Genomic DNA, 13,888 nt, shown 5'->3' on the forward strand with positions numbered 1-13,888 from the left:
TTCAGCTTTTCGCATTGTCCAGCTCCGGCTCGCAACGCCTTGCGGAAAATAACCTTCCTCCGTCGACATGCAAGCATGTCTCGTCGGAAGAACATTTTCCTTCCGGCGTTAGGCGCTCGCCTTCGCTTTTCGTATTGTCCAGCTTCAGCGCCTAGCTCTCTTGCGCCAAATAACCTTCCCCCTCGAAGTGCAAGCACTTCTGCGGGTGAAGAACATTTGGCTTCGAGAGCTGATCTCGGCGCTTCAGCTTTTCTATGTGGACGCTTCGTTTTGTTCAGTTTTCAAGGAACTTACCTAAAATGTGGAGCCTATCGGGATCGAACCGATGACCTCCTGCGTGCAAAGCAGGCGCTCTCCCAGCTGAGCTAAGGCCCCATATGACCAAAATCGGGAAGACAGGATTCGAACCTGCGACCCCATGGTCCCAAACCATGTGCTCTACCAAGCTGAGCTACTTCCCGCTATGGCGCGCTCGAGAGGATTCGAACCCCTAACCTTCTGATCCGTAGTCAGATGCTCTATCCAATTGAGCTACGAGCGCACGTGCCGAGGGCCGGACTCGAACCGGCACGGTAGTTACCTACCCCAGGATTTTAAGTCCTGTGCGTCTGCCAATTCCGCCACCCCGGCGAATGATGGAGCGGAAGACGGGACTCGAACCCGCGACCCCCACCTTGGCAAGGTGGTGTTCTACCACTGAACTACTTCCGCAATTAATATTATCAAGAAAGAATGCGGGTGAAGGGACTCGAACCCCCACGCCCGTAAAGGGCACTAGACCCTGAATCTAGCGCGTCTGCCAATTCCGCCACACCCGCAAGATGGTGAGCCATGGAGGACTCGAACCTCCGACCCTCTGATTAAAAGTCAGATGCTCTACCTACTGAGCTAATGGCTCATGTGGTGAAGACACTCATTGTTTTTTCGTTACCTCTTCCTCTACTAGCGAATTCGAAGATGTTGAATGCGTCGAGGCAACTCGTAGCGAATTCATGGATGTTTAGCTCGTCGCTTCCCACGAAGCTAATGTTTTTTATTTATTGAAAATGGTGGAGGATGACGGGATCGAACCGCCGACCCCTTGCTTGTAAGGCAAGTGCTCTCCCAGCTGAGCTAATCCTCCACAACAACTGCCTAGCGACGACCTACTCTCGCAGGGGCGCTGGCCCCAACTACCATCAGCGCTGGAGAGCTTAACTTCCGTGTTCGGGATGGGAACGGGTGTTTCCTCTCCGCTATAGCCACTAGGCAAGTGATAGACAAATTCTATTATAGTTCAACCGATAACATTGTCAAGAACTATTTTATTGCATCAAAATTCGCTAAAACTCGCTTCTTGCTGTTCATAAAAGCAAAATCTTCTCTTAATTTGACAGCTTTTTCTTTAGGTGTTTCTTATGTATTGTATTCGCCTTTAATACACCGTCATCTGTCTTTCAAAGCAGCTTTCATAATATATCATCTAAAAATCTTATTGTCAACTCTTGATTCCTCTTTCTTTTTTCGAAAACAGCATTTATTATTTTATATAATTTATACTTAAAAGTCAACTATTTATTTTTAAAACATTTCCCCTATGGGCAAAACACCCATAGGGGAAAGGAACATCCTATTTATGACGCATTTGCGGGAATAACAATACATCACGGATAGACTGGGAATTGGTTAACAACATGACAAGACGATCCACACCAATCCCTAAACCGCCTGTTGGCGGCATTCCGTATTCAAGAGCTTCGAGGAAGTCCTCATCCATCTCATGCGCTTCGTCATTTCCTTGTTCACGTTCTTTTAGTTGCGCTTCAAAGCGTTGGCGCTGATCGATTGGATCGTTTAATTCGGTAAAGGCATTTGCGTGTTCACGGCCGACGATAAACAACTCAAAACGATCGGTAAAGCGTGGGTCATCTGGATTTTTCTTCGCTAACGGCGAGATTTCTACCGGGTGGCCGTAAACAAATGTTGGCTGAATGAGCTTGTCCTCTACTTTTTGCTCGAAAAATTCATTGACAATATGCCCAAACGTCATATGCGGCGCTATTTCTACACCGTGTTCTTTTGCTAATTCCCGCGCTTCCTCATCGCTCATTTGCTTCCAAAAGTCAACCCCTACGTATTCTTTAATCGCATCGACCATGTGAAGCCGTTTCCATTCTGGCGTTAAATCCACTACATGCTCGCCATATTGAATTTTGGTCGTTCCTAATACTTCCTGCGCGATATGGGCGATCAGATTTTCTGTCAACTTCATAATATCGCGGAAATCGGCATATGCTTCGTATAGTTCCAGCATCGTAAATTCTGGATTATGCCGTGTCGAAATGCCTTCATTGCGGAACACGCGTCCGATTTCATACACTTTTTCCAAGCCGCCGACAATTAAACGTTTCAAATGAAGCTCAATCGCAATTCGCATATACAACGTCATATCTAGTGCATTGTGATGGGTGATAAACGGACGCGCTGCCGCTCCCCCAGCAACAGTATGCATCATTGGCGTTTCTACTTCCAAATAGCCATGGTTATCCAAATAGCGCCGCATTGATTGAATAATTAAACTGCGGGTAATAAATGTATTTTTGCTTTCTGGATTCATAATTAAGTCTAAATACCGCTGACGATAGCGCTGTTCAATATCTTTTAAGCCATGATATTTCTCTGGAAGCGGACGCAGCGATTTCGTTAAAAATTCGTAGGATGATACTTTAATCGAAAGCTCCCCTACTTTTGTTTTGAATACTGTTCCACGAACGCCGATAATATCGCCTAAATCGGAAATTTTAAAAAGCTCGTATTGGTCTTCGCCGACCTCATCTTGGCGAACGTAAATTTGAATTTGCCCCGTCACATCTTGGATATGGGCAAACCCCGCTTTTCCTTTGCCGCGTTTTGTCATAATCCGTCCCGCGACGGCCACTTGTATTTGCCGCTCCTCAAGTTCTTCCTTCGACAAATCGCCATATAAATCAAACAGCTCTTGCGCTTTATGTGTGCGTTCAAACCGTTTTCCGAACGGATCTACTCCCATTTCCTGCAATTTTTTTAATTTTTCCCTACGGACGAGTAATTGATCATTTAATTCTTCGTGACTCATACACCATTCACTCCATTTAACAAGTTTTTTATGAAAAATACTGCCAGCGAAGGCTGGCAGTCGTCACTGCAATCGTTTCATTCGTTTCTTATACAGCCTGTGCATCTGTTTTCGGTCTGTTTTCCACTTCTTCGACGAAATTGAGCAATAGAGTAGCGAGCTGTTCACGAGTTTCGCATTCATTAATCGCGTTGCGAATTTTTGCCGCTCCGCGCACCCCTTTTAAATACCATGCCGCATGTTTGCGCATTTCCTTGACAGCAATATATTCTCCTTTTAATGCAATTAAACGGTCTAAATGCAAAAGACATACATCCACCTTTTCTCTAGCCGTTGGTTCTGGAATTAACTCTCCTGTTTCTAGATAACGGACTGTACGGTAGATGACCCATGGATTTCCGAGAGCCGCACGTCCAATCATTACTCCGTCAACCCCTGTCTCTTCCAACATCCGTTTTGCATCTTGCGGGGTTTTTACGTCGCCGTTTCCGATCACAGGGATGTTGACTGCCTCTTTTACTTGTTTAATGATATTCCAATCTGCTTTTCCTTCGTACATCTGCACTCTTGTTCGTCCATGGACTGCGACTGCTTTACCGCCGGCCCGTTCGACGGCTTGGGCATTCTCTACCGCATAAATATGATTTTCATCCCAGCCGATCCGCATTTTTACCGTTACCGGTTTTTCCACCGCATCTACAATGGCGGCAACCACATCATAAATTTTATTTGGATCTAAAAGCCATTTCGCCCCTGCATCACATTTCGTAATTTTTGGAACAGGGCATCCCATATTAATGTCAATGATATCGGCATTCGTGTTTTTGTCGACAAATTTGGCCGCTTTGACAAGCGTTTCTTTTTCCCCACCAAAAATTTGCAGGCTTAACGGCTTTTCCCGCTCGTCAATATATAACATTTCTAGCGTCTTTTCATTATGATAGACAATTCCTTTATCGCTTACCATTTCCGCACAAACAAGCCCTGCCCCAAATTCTTTCACCGTAAGGCGAAATGCGGAATTGCACACTCCAGCCATTGGGGCAAGAACGACACGGTTTTTAATCTCTACATCGCCGATTTTAAACATCGGTTTACCTCCTTTCCTATTCTCTCGACTCTAACTGCGGCGGAGCCAGCTCCTCTACAGATATATTTAACCGTTCGGCAATTTGTTGGATTAATTGCTCCGACGGAAAGCGATTTCCTCGTTCAATTTCTCCCAGTATCGATATGGAAATCCCCAGTTCTTTTGCCAACCTTTCTTGTGTATATCCTTTTAGCTTCCGAAAAGCGCGAATACGTCTTCCCCATTTTTCTGCTTCCATATACGAACTCCTTCTCTGTCAGGTAGTCGATCTATGAAGTCTTCCAGGCATTGGGAAACATTTGGGATATGAATATCATGATTTATTTCTAATAATGGAATCATCACAAACGCCCGTTCCGTCATACGCGGGTGTGGAATGATAAGCTGCTCTGTTTCAATATTTTCATGATTATATAGTAAAATGTCAAGGTCTAACGTTCTTGGTCCCCAGCGTATTTCCCTCTTTCTTCCAAATCTTTGTTCGATTTTTTGCGTCACCTCAAGCAATGCAAAAGGAGAAAGGGCAGTAGTAATTTTGACAACCATATTTAAAAACTTATCTTGGTTGATGTAACCGACTGGTTCTGTCTCGTAAATAGACGAGGTAGCAGTGACAGAAATTTGCTCATGGTTGTCCAATGCTTTGACTGCTTCCCGCAAATAATATAGTCGGTTCCCGATATTAGACCCTAACGCAATATACGCATAATTTTCCATCTAACGACCCCTTACGATTTCTACCGCTACGGATTCATAATGGCCTGGAATAGGCGGATTTGGTTTGGTGACTTTAACGGTACAGCGAATAACAGTTGGAAAAGAAGATAAAATTTGCCCAGCGATCGCCTCTGCTACTGCTTCAATCAGCGCGAACTTTCTTTTCTCAACAATTTGGCGGCACATATTGTATACTTCCGCATAATTAATCGTATCTTCTAACCGATCGCTCTTTCCAGCCCTCTGTAAATTCGTTTCCAAGGTGACATCGACAACAAAGCGTTGCCCAAGCGCATTTTCTTCCGGAAGAACACCATGATACCCATAAAACTCCATTCGCTGAAGATAAATTTTATCGATCGCCCTCCACTCCTTTTCCTAACATCGCATCCATCATTTTCGCCATTCGCGCAATCGGCAATACATCATGTACGCGCACGATATGAGCGCCCTTCACAATCCCCAGGCATACCGTTGCCCCTGTTCCTTCGACCCGCTCATCAACTGGCAAGTCCAACACACGACCAATAAACCGCTTGCGGGACGTTCCAAGCAGCAGTGGGTATCCGAGCTGGGTAAATTCGTCTAAACGGCGCATGATTTCTAGGTTATGCTCAAATGTTTTCGCAAATCCGATACCTGGATCTAAAATAATGTTTTCGTCTTTCACCCCCGCACGTTTTACGATCGCAACGCTTTCCATCAAATCTGCGATCATATCGGAAATTAAATCCTGATACTCTAAATGATGGCGGTTGTGCATTAAAATAATTGGAACATCATAGGAAGCGGCGACTTCCGCCATTTTGGCATCCGCTTTGGCTCCCCATACATCGTTAATGATATGGGCCCCCGCTTCAATGGCCTGTTTGGCGACTTCCGCTTTATACGTATCAACGGAAATCGGAACTTTCACCTCTTTCGCAACGGCCTTTACGACTGGAATGACGCGGCGCAACTCCTCTTCTAACGATACTTTTTCCGCTCCCGGACGAGTCGACTCGCCGCCGATATCAATGATATCAGCTCCGTCTGCCACGAGCCGCTTGGCATGCTCGACGGCGCGATCGACATCATAAAACCGTCCGCCGTCAGAAAAAGAATCAGGTGTGACGTTGACAATTCCCATGACCATTGTTTTTTTACGTAAATCTAACTCATAATCCCCGCAACGCAGTACAAAAGGAGCTGCATTCGCTATGCTCATTGATCCCCAATCCTTTCTGTCAATTCATGTCTTGTCCATAAAAAGGGCGTAAAGCGTCTATAATGTTTCTGCAATAATGATGTAATGGTCCCATCGGCGCCTGCATAGGCGCGGCCCTCGACTTGATAAATCGGAACGATTTCCTGAATCGAATTCGTCACAAAGATTTCATCGGCTTGCTTTAGATGCGTTAGTGGATAAAACCCTTCCTTATAAGCGATGTTTAGCGCCCTCAACATCGCAAGCACAAACTGTCTTGTGACACCATTTAAAATGCCTGTACGAATTGCCGGAGTATATACGGTTTCGTTTTTTACCCAAAAAATGTTCGAAACGATTCCCTCGGCAACATACCCTTGTTCATTCAGAAAAATGCCTTCTGCATCTGTGCGGCTGCCCAATTCCCGTTTTCCTATAATATTGTTGAGATAATGATGCGATTTTAACCGTTCGGTTCCCTCCGGGGTATTTCGTCTTGCTTTTAAAATGATTCCTACTTTTCCTTTTGTAAAGGATGGCGCAGACAATGGCTTCATATACATAATAATCGTCGGCTCGCCGTAAGCAGCCGTTTGCAAGCCAATATCGCCAATGCCTGCAGAAACATTCAAACGAACATAGGCATCTCTTAACCCGTTTACTTCTAGCAATCGGTAAAGTATTTCTTTCACTTCATCGCGCGTAAAAACCTTGACAATATTCATCTCCCGCAAGCTGCCGTTTAGCCGCTCCAAATGGTCATCGAGCAAAAACGGATGACCGTCATAGGTGCGAAACGTTTCAAATACGCCAAGCCCATATAAAAAGCCGTGATCAAATGGTGAAATGCGCGCTTCATCTTTATGGACGATGTCTCCGTTGATATATATGTACATGTTACTATCGAACCCTTTTATATGTTTCTATAAAGTTTTTCAACAACTGCATTCCGTGGCTGGTCATAATTGACTCCGGGTGAAACTGCACTCCTTCCACTGGCAGTGTCTTGTGACGAATCGCCATGATTTCGTTTTCTTCTGTCCACGCGGAAATCTCGAAGCAATCCGGCAACGTTTCTTTTTCAACAATAAGGGAATGGTAGCGAGTAGCGGTAAACGGACTAGGAATGCCGCTAAAAATCGTTTTTCTATCATGGAATACTTGCGACGTCTTGCCGTGCATTAAACGGTCAGCGCGAACGATTTTTCCGCCAAATGCTTGTGCAATCGCTTGATGGCCAAGACAAACGCCAAAAATCGGAATTTTCCCAGCGAAATATGCGATCGCTTCGAGGCTGATGCCAGCTTCATTTGGCGTGCAAGGTCCGGGAGAAATCATAATGAAATCTGGATTTAACCCCTCTATTTCTTGAATGGTCACCTCGTCATTTCGTTTCACGATCAATTCTTCGCCTAGCACACCTAAATATTGCACTAAGTTATATGTAAAGGAATCATAATTATCAATCATGATAATCATTTCTATCTCACCTCATGCTCTGATATAGTTTCTCTGCTTCGCTCAGCTCTTTCGCTTTCCAAAGGGCTGCCGCCTTTTTCAAACATTCCTCATATTCATGTTCCGGATGCGAATCAATGACAATTCCAGCTCCTGCTTGCACATGGGCTATGCCGTCTTTCGCGATCATCGTGCGAATCGCAATGTTGAATTCCATATCTCCATTAAATCCGATCCATCCAATCGAACCGGTATACAATCCCCGCCGTACCGGCTCGAGTTCTTCAATAATTTCCATCGTTCGCACTTTTGGTGCACCAGTAATGGTGCCGCCAGGAAACATGGCTTGGATAACATCAAATGCATCTTTTCCTTGTTGGAGTTTTCCCGATACATGCGAAACGATATGCATCACATGGGAGTATCGTTCAATCGTCATCCACTCATCCACTTTCACCGTACCGTATTGACATACACGTCCCAAATCATTGCGCTCTAAATCGACGAGCATGGCATGTTCGGCAATTTCCTTTTCGTTGGCCAGTAACTTTTGCGCGATCCGCTCGTCTTCTTCTTTTGTTTTCCCGCGTGAACGCGTTCCGGCAATCGGTCTTGTGCTAATGTCATTTCCCCGTTTTTTGACGAGCAATTCAGGCGAACCGCTAACAATTTGAAACTCTGGAAAATGAATATACGCCATATACGGAGATGGATTGATGACGCGAAGCTGCTCGTAAATATGAAATGGATGTACCAACAGCGGCTTTGATTGGCGCACCGATAAATTTACTTGAAATACGTCGCCTTGGGCGATATATTGCTGCACCCGGCAAACGGCTTGCACAAACTCCTCTTTTGTCATCGAAACCGAGGGATCGACTTTTTTAGTCTGAAATGCCCAACGAATGTCTTCTTTCTTTTCCTGCAGCCAACACATCTCATAAAAGGAGAGCCGCCGCTCTGCTTCAAATTCTTCTCCATCCCTGTAATGAACAATCATATGCAGCTGATGCTTTTGATGGTCGTATACAAATACATCGTCAAAAATGAAAAAATACATATACGGAAGCTGCAAGTCGTCTTTGGCATAGGACGGGATTTTTTCAATATATCGCATACCATCATAGCTGATATAACCGATTACCCCGCCCTGAAAAGGAATGTCGTCATCCGCGGCGGAAAAAGAGACACCGGCAAACCATTGCTTCAACAATAATAGCGGGTTGCCTTCATACCGTTTTTCTTCCCCATGATAAACAATATGGAGCTGATTTTCCGTCGCGCGAATGATGCCATTGGGGGCGAATCCGATGATGCTATACCGTCCGCCTTGACCGCTTTCTAATAAAACATGATACGGCTGTTCATGCGCAATCATCTTATATTGCAAGAACCAGTCTCGGTACGCATAAGAAACTGTCCGCCTCTTTCTTTTTCGCTTTTGTTCCATAGCAAGATCACTCCTTGCCTTCTACCGCTATATACCTATTGTACAATGAGTCGGCCAACATATCATTATAAAAAAAGTTCGACAGGGTTTCTTTCCCCCTGCCGAAATAGGACGATTTAGTCTTCGAATTGGTAAAGCGGCGTGCTTAAGTAGCGTTCGCCATTACTTGGAATAATGGCCAATACTTTCTTTCCTTTTCCAAGTTGTTTCGCCACTTTCAACGCGGCATGAATGGCAGCACCAGAAGAAATTCCGCCAAGGATTCCTTCTTCGCGGGCAGCGCGGCGAGCAGCGGCAAACGCTTCCTCCGTTGTCACCGTAATGACTTCATCGTAAATGTTTGTATCTAAAACGTCTGGCACAAATCCGGCTCCAATTCCTTGAATTTTGTGCGGGCCTGGTTTTCCACCCGATAATACCGGTGAATCAGCAGGCTCTACGGCATAAATTTTAATATTTGGATATTTTTCACGAAGAACTTGTCCTGCTCCGGTAATCGTTCCGCCCGTACCGACGCCGGCAATGAACGCATCTAATTGATCGCCCATTTGTTCAACAATTTCCTTCCCTGTCGTTAAGCGGTGAATTTCTGGGTTAGCCTCATTTTTAAACTGTTGGGGCATAAAATAGCCATGTTCTCTGACTAATTCTTCTGCCTTTTCAATGGCGCCCCGCATCCCTTGGCTTCCCGGCGTAAGCACTAATTCAGCGCCATATGCACGCAATAAATTGCGGCGCTCTAAACTCATCGTATCTGGCATGACTAAAATCGCTTTATAGCCTTTTGCGGCGGCAACCATGGCCAAGCCAATTCCCGTGTTTCCACTTGTCGGCTCGATAATCGTATCGCCTGGTTTTAATTTCCCTTCTTTTTCCGCCGCTTCAATCATCGCCAAGGCAATCCGGTCTTTGACGCTGCTTCCTGGGTTCATAAACTCAAGTTTTAGATAGACATCGGCACTGTCTTCATCGACAATACGATTTAGTTTCACTGCCGGTGTATCACCGATTAATTCCGTGATGGAGTTTACTGTTCTCGCCATGTTTCCACCTCTAATCCCGATTAATTTTATCGAATTTGTTTCCAATGTATCAATTATTGGCTTAATTGTCAATCATTTTGATCTTTTTAAATTTTTTATGCTTTTTTCGCATCTGCAAGCTGCTTCAGCTGCTTAAGCTCCTCTTTGGTGAAGTGGTACGTTTCATTGCAAAAATGGCATGACGCTTCGGCGTATCCTTCTTTGTCGATAATATCTTGAATTTCCTGCGCGCCTAAACTGATCAACGCATCGGCAATTCGTTCCCGTGAACAGCGGCAAACAAACGCGACCGGAAGCGTTTCTAACACTTTGACATTTCCCTTCCCAAGCAGTTCTTCCAAAATCTCTTCGGGTGTCAATCCGCTTTCCACCATTCTCGAGACAGGCGGAATAGTCTGTAAGCGCCTTTCAATCTGATCAATCGTCTTTTCTTCCGTTCCTGGCATTAGTTGAAGAATAAAGCCTCCCGCCGCCAATATCGTATGATCTGGATTGACGAGTACGCCAACCCCAACGGAAGACGGAACTTGTTCCGAAGAAGCGAAATAGTACGTAAAATCCTCACCGAGCTCCCCGGAAATAATTGGTACTTGTCCAGTAAAGAAATCACGCAGCCCCAGGTCTTTCACGACCGTTAACATTCCATTTTTTCCTACGGCTCTCGCCACGTCTAATTTTCCATGTTCGTTTAGCTCAAAGTGCACATGTGGATTAGTGACATACCCGCGTACCTCTCCTTTGGCATTGCTGTCGACAAGAATGGTGCCGATCGGGCCGCCGCCGTCAATTTTAATCGTTAATGTTTCATCGCCTTTTAACATCGCTCCCATCATCACTCCCGCGGTAAGCGCCCGTCCAAGCGCTGCAGAGGCAGTTGGCCACGTTTGGTGGCGGCGCTGTGCTTCGCCAACCGTTTCTGTCGTGCGGGCCGCGTACGCTCTTACTTGCCCGTCATAAGCCAATGCTTTCACTAAGTAATCTCCCATACCAACTCAACCTTTCATTGTTTTTTATCTACATTTTTCTCATACAAAATTTTTAATCCCGTTAGCGTCAAAAACGGATCCACAATATCAATGACATTCGATTCGCTGGCAATTAAGGACGCTAATCCTCCTGTCGCAATCACTTTTGGCGGAACAGGGCTTTTTGCCTTCATCCGTGAAACAATGCCTTCTACTTGCCCTACATAGCCATACAAAATTCCCGCCTGCATCGCACTAACCGTATTTTTTCCAATAATATCGTCAGGACGGGCGATTTCGATGCGCGGCAATTTCGCCGCCCGCGCAAACAGCGCCTCCGTTGAAATCATAATCCCTGGAGCAATCGCGCCCCCCATATATTGTTTATGTTCGTTAATATAACAATACGTCGTCGCCGTACCGAAATCGACAATAATGAGCGGGCTGCCATACAAATGGATGCCGGCAACCGCATTGACAATCCGATCGGCGCCTACTTCCCTTGGATTGTCATATTTAATATTTAGACCCGTTTTAATTCCTGGCCCGACAATGATTGGCTTAATATGAAAATATTTTAAACACATGCGCTCCAGCGCAAACATAATTGGTGGAACAACGGAAGAAATAATAATGCCATCAATGTCGGAAAACTGAAGACCGACATGGTTCAATAGCGCCTTGATCGTCATTCCGTATTCATCTTCAGTTTTGCCGCGGCTTGTTTCAATGCGCCAATGATGTTTTAATTCATCCCCGTCATATACCCCCAGCACCGTATTCGTGTTGCCAACATCTAACACAAAAATCATTGCCTCATCCCCACTTTTCACAAAATTATTACTTCCTACATCATATCATACATTGTTTTTTCTGGATAAAAAAAGATGTCCCTGTAAAAGAGACACCTCTACTCATCTTTCTTTTGAATATTAATTTTGACGTCGTTGTTACCGCCTTGGTCTTTATTGTCTTGGTTGTTGCCTTCATCACTTTGATCGCGGTTTGGCAATGTGCCGTGCTCAAACAAATGTTTAATTTGTTCGGCATCCAACGTTTCTACTTCTAACAGTGTTGTAGCGATTAAATCCAATTTATCGCGATGTTGCGTTAAAATGCTTTTTGCCTTTTCGTAACACTCTTTAATAATGCGTTGAATTTCTAAATCAATTTCATAAGCAATTTTATCACTATAATTTTGCTCATTATGCAAATCGCGGCCTAAAAATACTTGCCCGCTCGGCTGGCCAAACTGCATCGGACCGAGTTTTTCGCTCATTCCGAATTCCGTCACCATGCGGCGGGCAATATTGGTTGCGCGCTGGAAGTCGTTATGCGCGCCTGTGCTGACTTCATTAAACACGATTTCTTCTGCTACCCGTCCGCCTAGCAAGCCGGTGATTTTATCCATTAACTCTTGTTTTGTCATAAAATAGCGGTCTTCTTTTGGAAGCATCACCGCGTAACCGCCCGCCTGACCGCGTGGTACGATCGTTACTTTATGCACCATTTCCGCATCAGCAAGCACCATGCCGATGACGGTATGCCCTGCTTCGTGGAACGCAACAATGCGGCGCTCTTTTTCGGAAATGACGCGGCTTTTCTTTGCCGGCCCGGCAATGACGCGGTCCGTCGCTTCATCAATATCGCTCATATCAATTTTCTTTTTGTTCCGCCGCGCTGCCACCAGAGCCGCCTCGTTCAGCAAGTTTTCCAAATCCGCGCCGGAAAAACCTGGTGTACGCATCGCAATCGTTTTTAAGTCAACCGATTCATCGAGCGGCTTATTGCGAGCATGTACACGCAATACTGCTTCACGGCCTTTGACGTCTGGGCGATCTACCGTAATTTGCCGGTCAAAGCGTCCAGGGCGCAGCAGCGCTGGGTCTAAAATGTCTGGACGGTTGGTTGCTGCGATAATGATAATTCCTTCATTGCCGCTAAAACCATCCATCTCAACAAGCAATTGGTTGAGCGTTTGTTCGCGTTCGTCGTGTCCACCGCCAAGTCCTGCACCGCGTTGACGACCGACCGCATCAATTTCATCAATGAAAATGATACATGGAGCATTTTTCTTCGCCGTTTCAAACAAATCGCGCACACGCGATGCACCGACACCAACAAACATTTCCACGAAATCCGAACCGCTAATGGAGAAGAACGGCACGCCTGCTTCTCCAGCAACCGCACGCGCAAGCAACGTTTTCCCTGTTCCCGGAGGGCCTACGAGCAGCACCCCTTTTGGAATACGGGCGCCAAGCTCGACGAACTTGCGCGGATCTTTTAAAAATTCAACAATTTCCACGAGTTCTTGTTTTTCTTCGTCCGCACCAGCAACATCACGGAAACGAACTTTTCTTTTATCGTCCGTATATAGCTTTGCCCGGCTTTTTCCGAAGTTCATCACCCGGCTGCCGCCGCCTTGCGCTTGATTCAGCAAGAAGAAAAACAAGATAAAAATAATGACAAATGGGATGATCGAGGTAAAGAAGGTGACCCATCCGCTCGTTTCATCCGCCGGCAGGACTTCCACTCGCGTCCGCTTCGCCGCCGCATCAATACGGTTTAACACCGTATCGCTATTCATGACATAAGTAGAAAAGTATTGATCTTCATTGTATGTCTTAAGCTGCCCTTTAATTTCATATACGCCGCGCTCCGGCTTCATGGAAAATGATTTCACATCGCCATTTTCCAAATGGGTAATAAACGCATCGTATGTCATCGGTTCTGTCCGCTGGTTGCTTCCGTTAAAGAAGCTGACCACGCCGATGACAACGAGAAAGATCAATAGATAAAATATTGTATTTCGGAAAATCCGATTCATTTCGTGCCTCCTCCCATATGAAACACACTATACTCAATACTATCATAGAAATTTGTAT

General features: G+C 45.4%; 13 protein-coding genes, 8 tRNA genes and 1 rRNA gene. All 22 read right to left on the minus strand.

Features of this window, described 5'->3' with window-relative positions; genetic code table 11:
* Positions 1–302: 302 nt before the first annotated feature.
* Positions 303–375 (minus strand) — tRNA-Ala (locus tag GCA01S_RS12205).
* A gap of 12 nt (positions 376–387) precedes the next feature.
* A tRNA-Pro gene (locus tag GCA01S_RS12210) sits at positions 388–461 on the minus strand.
* Between the two features lie 3 nt (positions 462–464).
* A tRNA-Arg gene (locus GCA01S_RS12215) sits at positions 465–541 on the minus strand.
* Positions 542–544: 3 nt separating this feature from the next.
* Positions 545–630, minus strand: a tRNA-Leu gene (locus GCA01S_RS12220).
* Between the two features lie 6 nt (positions 631–636).
* Positions 637–711, minus strand: a tRNA-Gly gene (locus tag GCA01S_RS12225).
* A 22-nt stretch (positions 712–733) separates the two neighbouring features.
* A tRNA-Leu gene (locus GCA01S_RS12230) sits at positions 734–818 on the minus strand.
* 4 nt (positions 819–822) lie between these two features.
* Positions 823–898: transfer RNA gene (locus GCA01S_RS12235), tRNA-Lys, on the minus strand.
* Between the two features lie 149 nt (positions 899–1,047).
* Positions 1,048–1,123 (minus strand) — tRNA-Val (locus GCA01S_RS12240).
* Between the two features lie 9 nt (positions 1,124–1,132).
* A 5S ribosomal RNA gene (gene rrf / locus GCA01S_RS12245) occupies positions 1,133–1,249 on the minus strand.
* A gap of 360 nt (positions 1,250–1,609) precedes the next feature.
* Entirely contained in the window at positions 1,610–3,094 is a 1,485-nt protein-coding gene (gene lysS, locus GCA01S_RS12250) for a lysine--tRNA ligase (RefSeq protein WP_017435424.1), read from the minus strand.
* A gap of 88 nt (positions 3,095–3,182) precedes the next feature.
* On the minus strand, positions 3,183–4,184 hold the full coding sequence (gene dusB, locus GCA01S_RS12255; protein ID WP_017435423.1) for a tRNA dihydrouridine synthase DusB: 1,002 nt from the start codon (positions 4,182–4,184) through the stop codon (positions 3,183–3,185).
* A 16-nt stretch (positions 4,185–4,200) separates the two neighbouring features.
* On the minus strand, positions 4,201–4,422 hold the full coding sequence (locus GCA01S_RS12260) for a helix-turn-helix domain-containing protein (protein ID WP_017435422.1): 222 nt from the start codon (positions 4,420–4,422) through the stop codon (positions 4,201–4,203).
* Entirely contained in the window at positions 4,374–4,901 is a 528-nt protein-coding gene (gene folK / locus GCA01S_RS12265; protein ID WP_017435421.1) for a 2-amino-4-hydroxy-6-hydroxymethyldihydropteridine diphosphokinase, read from the minus strand. Before folK ends, GCA01S_RS12260 begins: the two co-directional genes overlap by 49 nt.
* A complete protein-coding gene (gene folB, locus GCA01S_RS12270; protein ID WP_026078485.1) occupies positions 4,902–5,261 on the minus strand; it encodes a dihydroneopterin aldolase in 360 nt (119 codons plus the stop codon).
* Positions 5,254–6,108: a dihydropteroate synthase gene (gene folP / locus GCA01S_RS12275; protein WP_017435419.1), complete on the minus strand. Its 855-nt coding sequence runs from the start codon at positions 6,106–6,108 to the stop codon at positions 5,254–5,256. The genes folB and folP overlap by 8 nt, the downstream gene beginning before the upstream one ends.
* Positions 6,105–6,983 carry an aminodeoxychorismate lyase gene (gene pabC, locus GCA01S_RS12280; protein WP_017435418.1) on the minus strand — a complete coding sequence of 293 codons (879 nt, stop codon included), beginning with the start codon at positions 6,981–6,983 and terminating at the stop codon, positions 6,105–6,107. Before pabC ends, folP begins: the two co-directional genes overlap by 4 nt.
* A 4-nt stretch (positions 6,984–6,987) precedes the next feature.
* Positions 6,988–7,566 (minus strand): aminodeoxychorismate/anthranilate synthase component II, encoded by a 579-nt coding sequence (pabA, locus tag GCA01S_RS12285; protein ID WP_042410355.1) that lies wholly within the window; start codon positions 7,564–7,566, stop codon positions 6,988–6,990.
* A 7-nt stretch (positions 7,567–7,573) separates the two neighbouring features.
* Entirely contained in the window at positions 7,574–8,995 is a 1,422-nt protein-coding gene (gene trpE / locus GCA01S_RS12290; RefSeq protein ID WP_042410357.1) for an anthranilate synthase component I, read from the minus strand.
* Between the two features lie 116 nt (positions 8,996–9,111).
* Positions 9,112–10,038 carry a cysteine synthase A gene (gene cysK, locus GCA01S_RS12295; RefSeq protein ID WP_042410391.1) on the minus strand — a complete coding sequence of 309 codons (927 nt, stop codon included), beginning with the start codon at positions 10,036–10,038 and terminating at the stop codon, positions 9,112–9,114.
* Positions 10,039–10,133: 95 nt separating this feature from the next.
* The gene (gene hslO / locus GCA01S_RS12300) at positions 10,134–11,024 is read right to left on the minus strand and encodes an Hsp33 family molecular chaperone HslO (protein ID WP_017434494.1); all 891 of its coding nucleotides are present in this window, start codon (positions 11,022–11,024) and stop codon (positions 10,134–10,136) included.
* Between the two features lie 14 nt (positions 11,025–11,038).
* Positions 11,039–11,815, minus strand: a complete 777-nt coding sequence (locus tag GCA01S_RS12305) for a type III pantothenate kinase (RefSeq protein ID WP_026078399.1) — start codon at positions 11,813–11,815, stop codon at positions 11,039–11,041.
* Between the two features lie 98 nt (positions 11,816–11,913).
* The gene (gene ftsH / locus GCA01S_RS12310) at positions 11,914–13,830 is read right to left on the minus strand and encodes an ATP-dependent zinc metalloprotease FtsH (protein ID WP_017434492.1); all 1,917 of its coding nucleotides are present in this window, start codon (positions 13,828–13,830) and stop codon (positions 11,914–11,916) included.
* Positions 13,831–13,888 lie beyond the last annotated feature (58 nt).

Origin of the sequence: Parageobacillus caldoxylosilyticus NBRC 107762, assembly GCF_000632715.1 — a bacterium.
Taxonomy (GTDB): Bacteria; Bacillota; Bacilli; order Bacillales; family Anoxybacillaceae; genus Saccharococcus; species Saccharococcus caldoxylosilyticus.

Excerpts from the sequence above, each read along its gene's own strand:
- lysS (WP_017435424.1), bottom strand. The coding sequence starts at position 3,094 with ATGAGTCACGAAGAATTAAATGATCAATTACTCGTCCGTAGGGAAAAA.
- dusB (WP_017435423.1), bottom strand. The coding sequence starts at position 4,184 with ATGTTTAAAATCGGCGATGTAGAGATTAAAAACCGTGTCGTTCTTGCC.
- GCA01S_RS12260 (WP_017435422.1), bottom strand. The coding sequence starts at position 4,422 with ATGGAAGCAGAAAAATGGGGAAGACGTATTCGCGCTTTTCGGAAGCTA.
- folK (WP_017435421.1), bottom strand. The coding sequence starts at position 4,901 with ATGGAAAATTATGCGTATATTGCGTTAGGGTCTAATATCGGGAACCGA.
- folP (WP_017435419.1), bottom strand. The coding sequence starts at position 6,108 with ATGAGCATAGCGAATGCAGCTCCTTTTGTACTGCGTTGCGGGGATTAT.
- pabC (WP_017435418.1), bottom strand. The coding sequence starts at position 6,983 with ATGTACATATATATCAACGGAGACATCGTCCATAAAGATGAAGCGCGC.
- pabA (WP_042410355.1), bottom strand. The coding sequence starts at position 7,566 with ATGATTATCATGATTGATAATTATGATTCCTTTACATATAACTTAGTG.
- trpE (WP_042410357.1), bottom strand. The coding sequence starts at position 8,995 with ATGGAACAAAAGCGAAAAAGAAAGAGGCGGACAGTTTCTTATGCGTAC.
- cysK (WP_042410391.1), bottom strand. The coding sequence starts at position 10,038 with ATGGCGAGAACAGTAAACTCCATCACGGAATTAATCGGTGATACACCG.
- hslO (WP_017434494.1), bottom strand. The coding sequence starts at position 11,024 with ATGGGAGATTACTTAGTGAAAGCATTGGCTTATGACGGGCAAGTAAGA.
- GCA01S_RS12305 (WP_026078399.1), bottom strand. The coding sequence starts at position 11,815 with ATGATTTTTGTGTTAGATGTTGGCAACACGAATACGGTGCTGGGGGTA.
- ftsH (WP_017434492.1), bottom strand. The coding sequence starts at position 13,830 with ATGAATCGGATTTTCCGAAATACAATATTTTATCTATTGATCTTTCTC.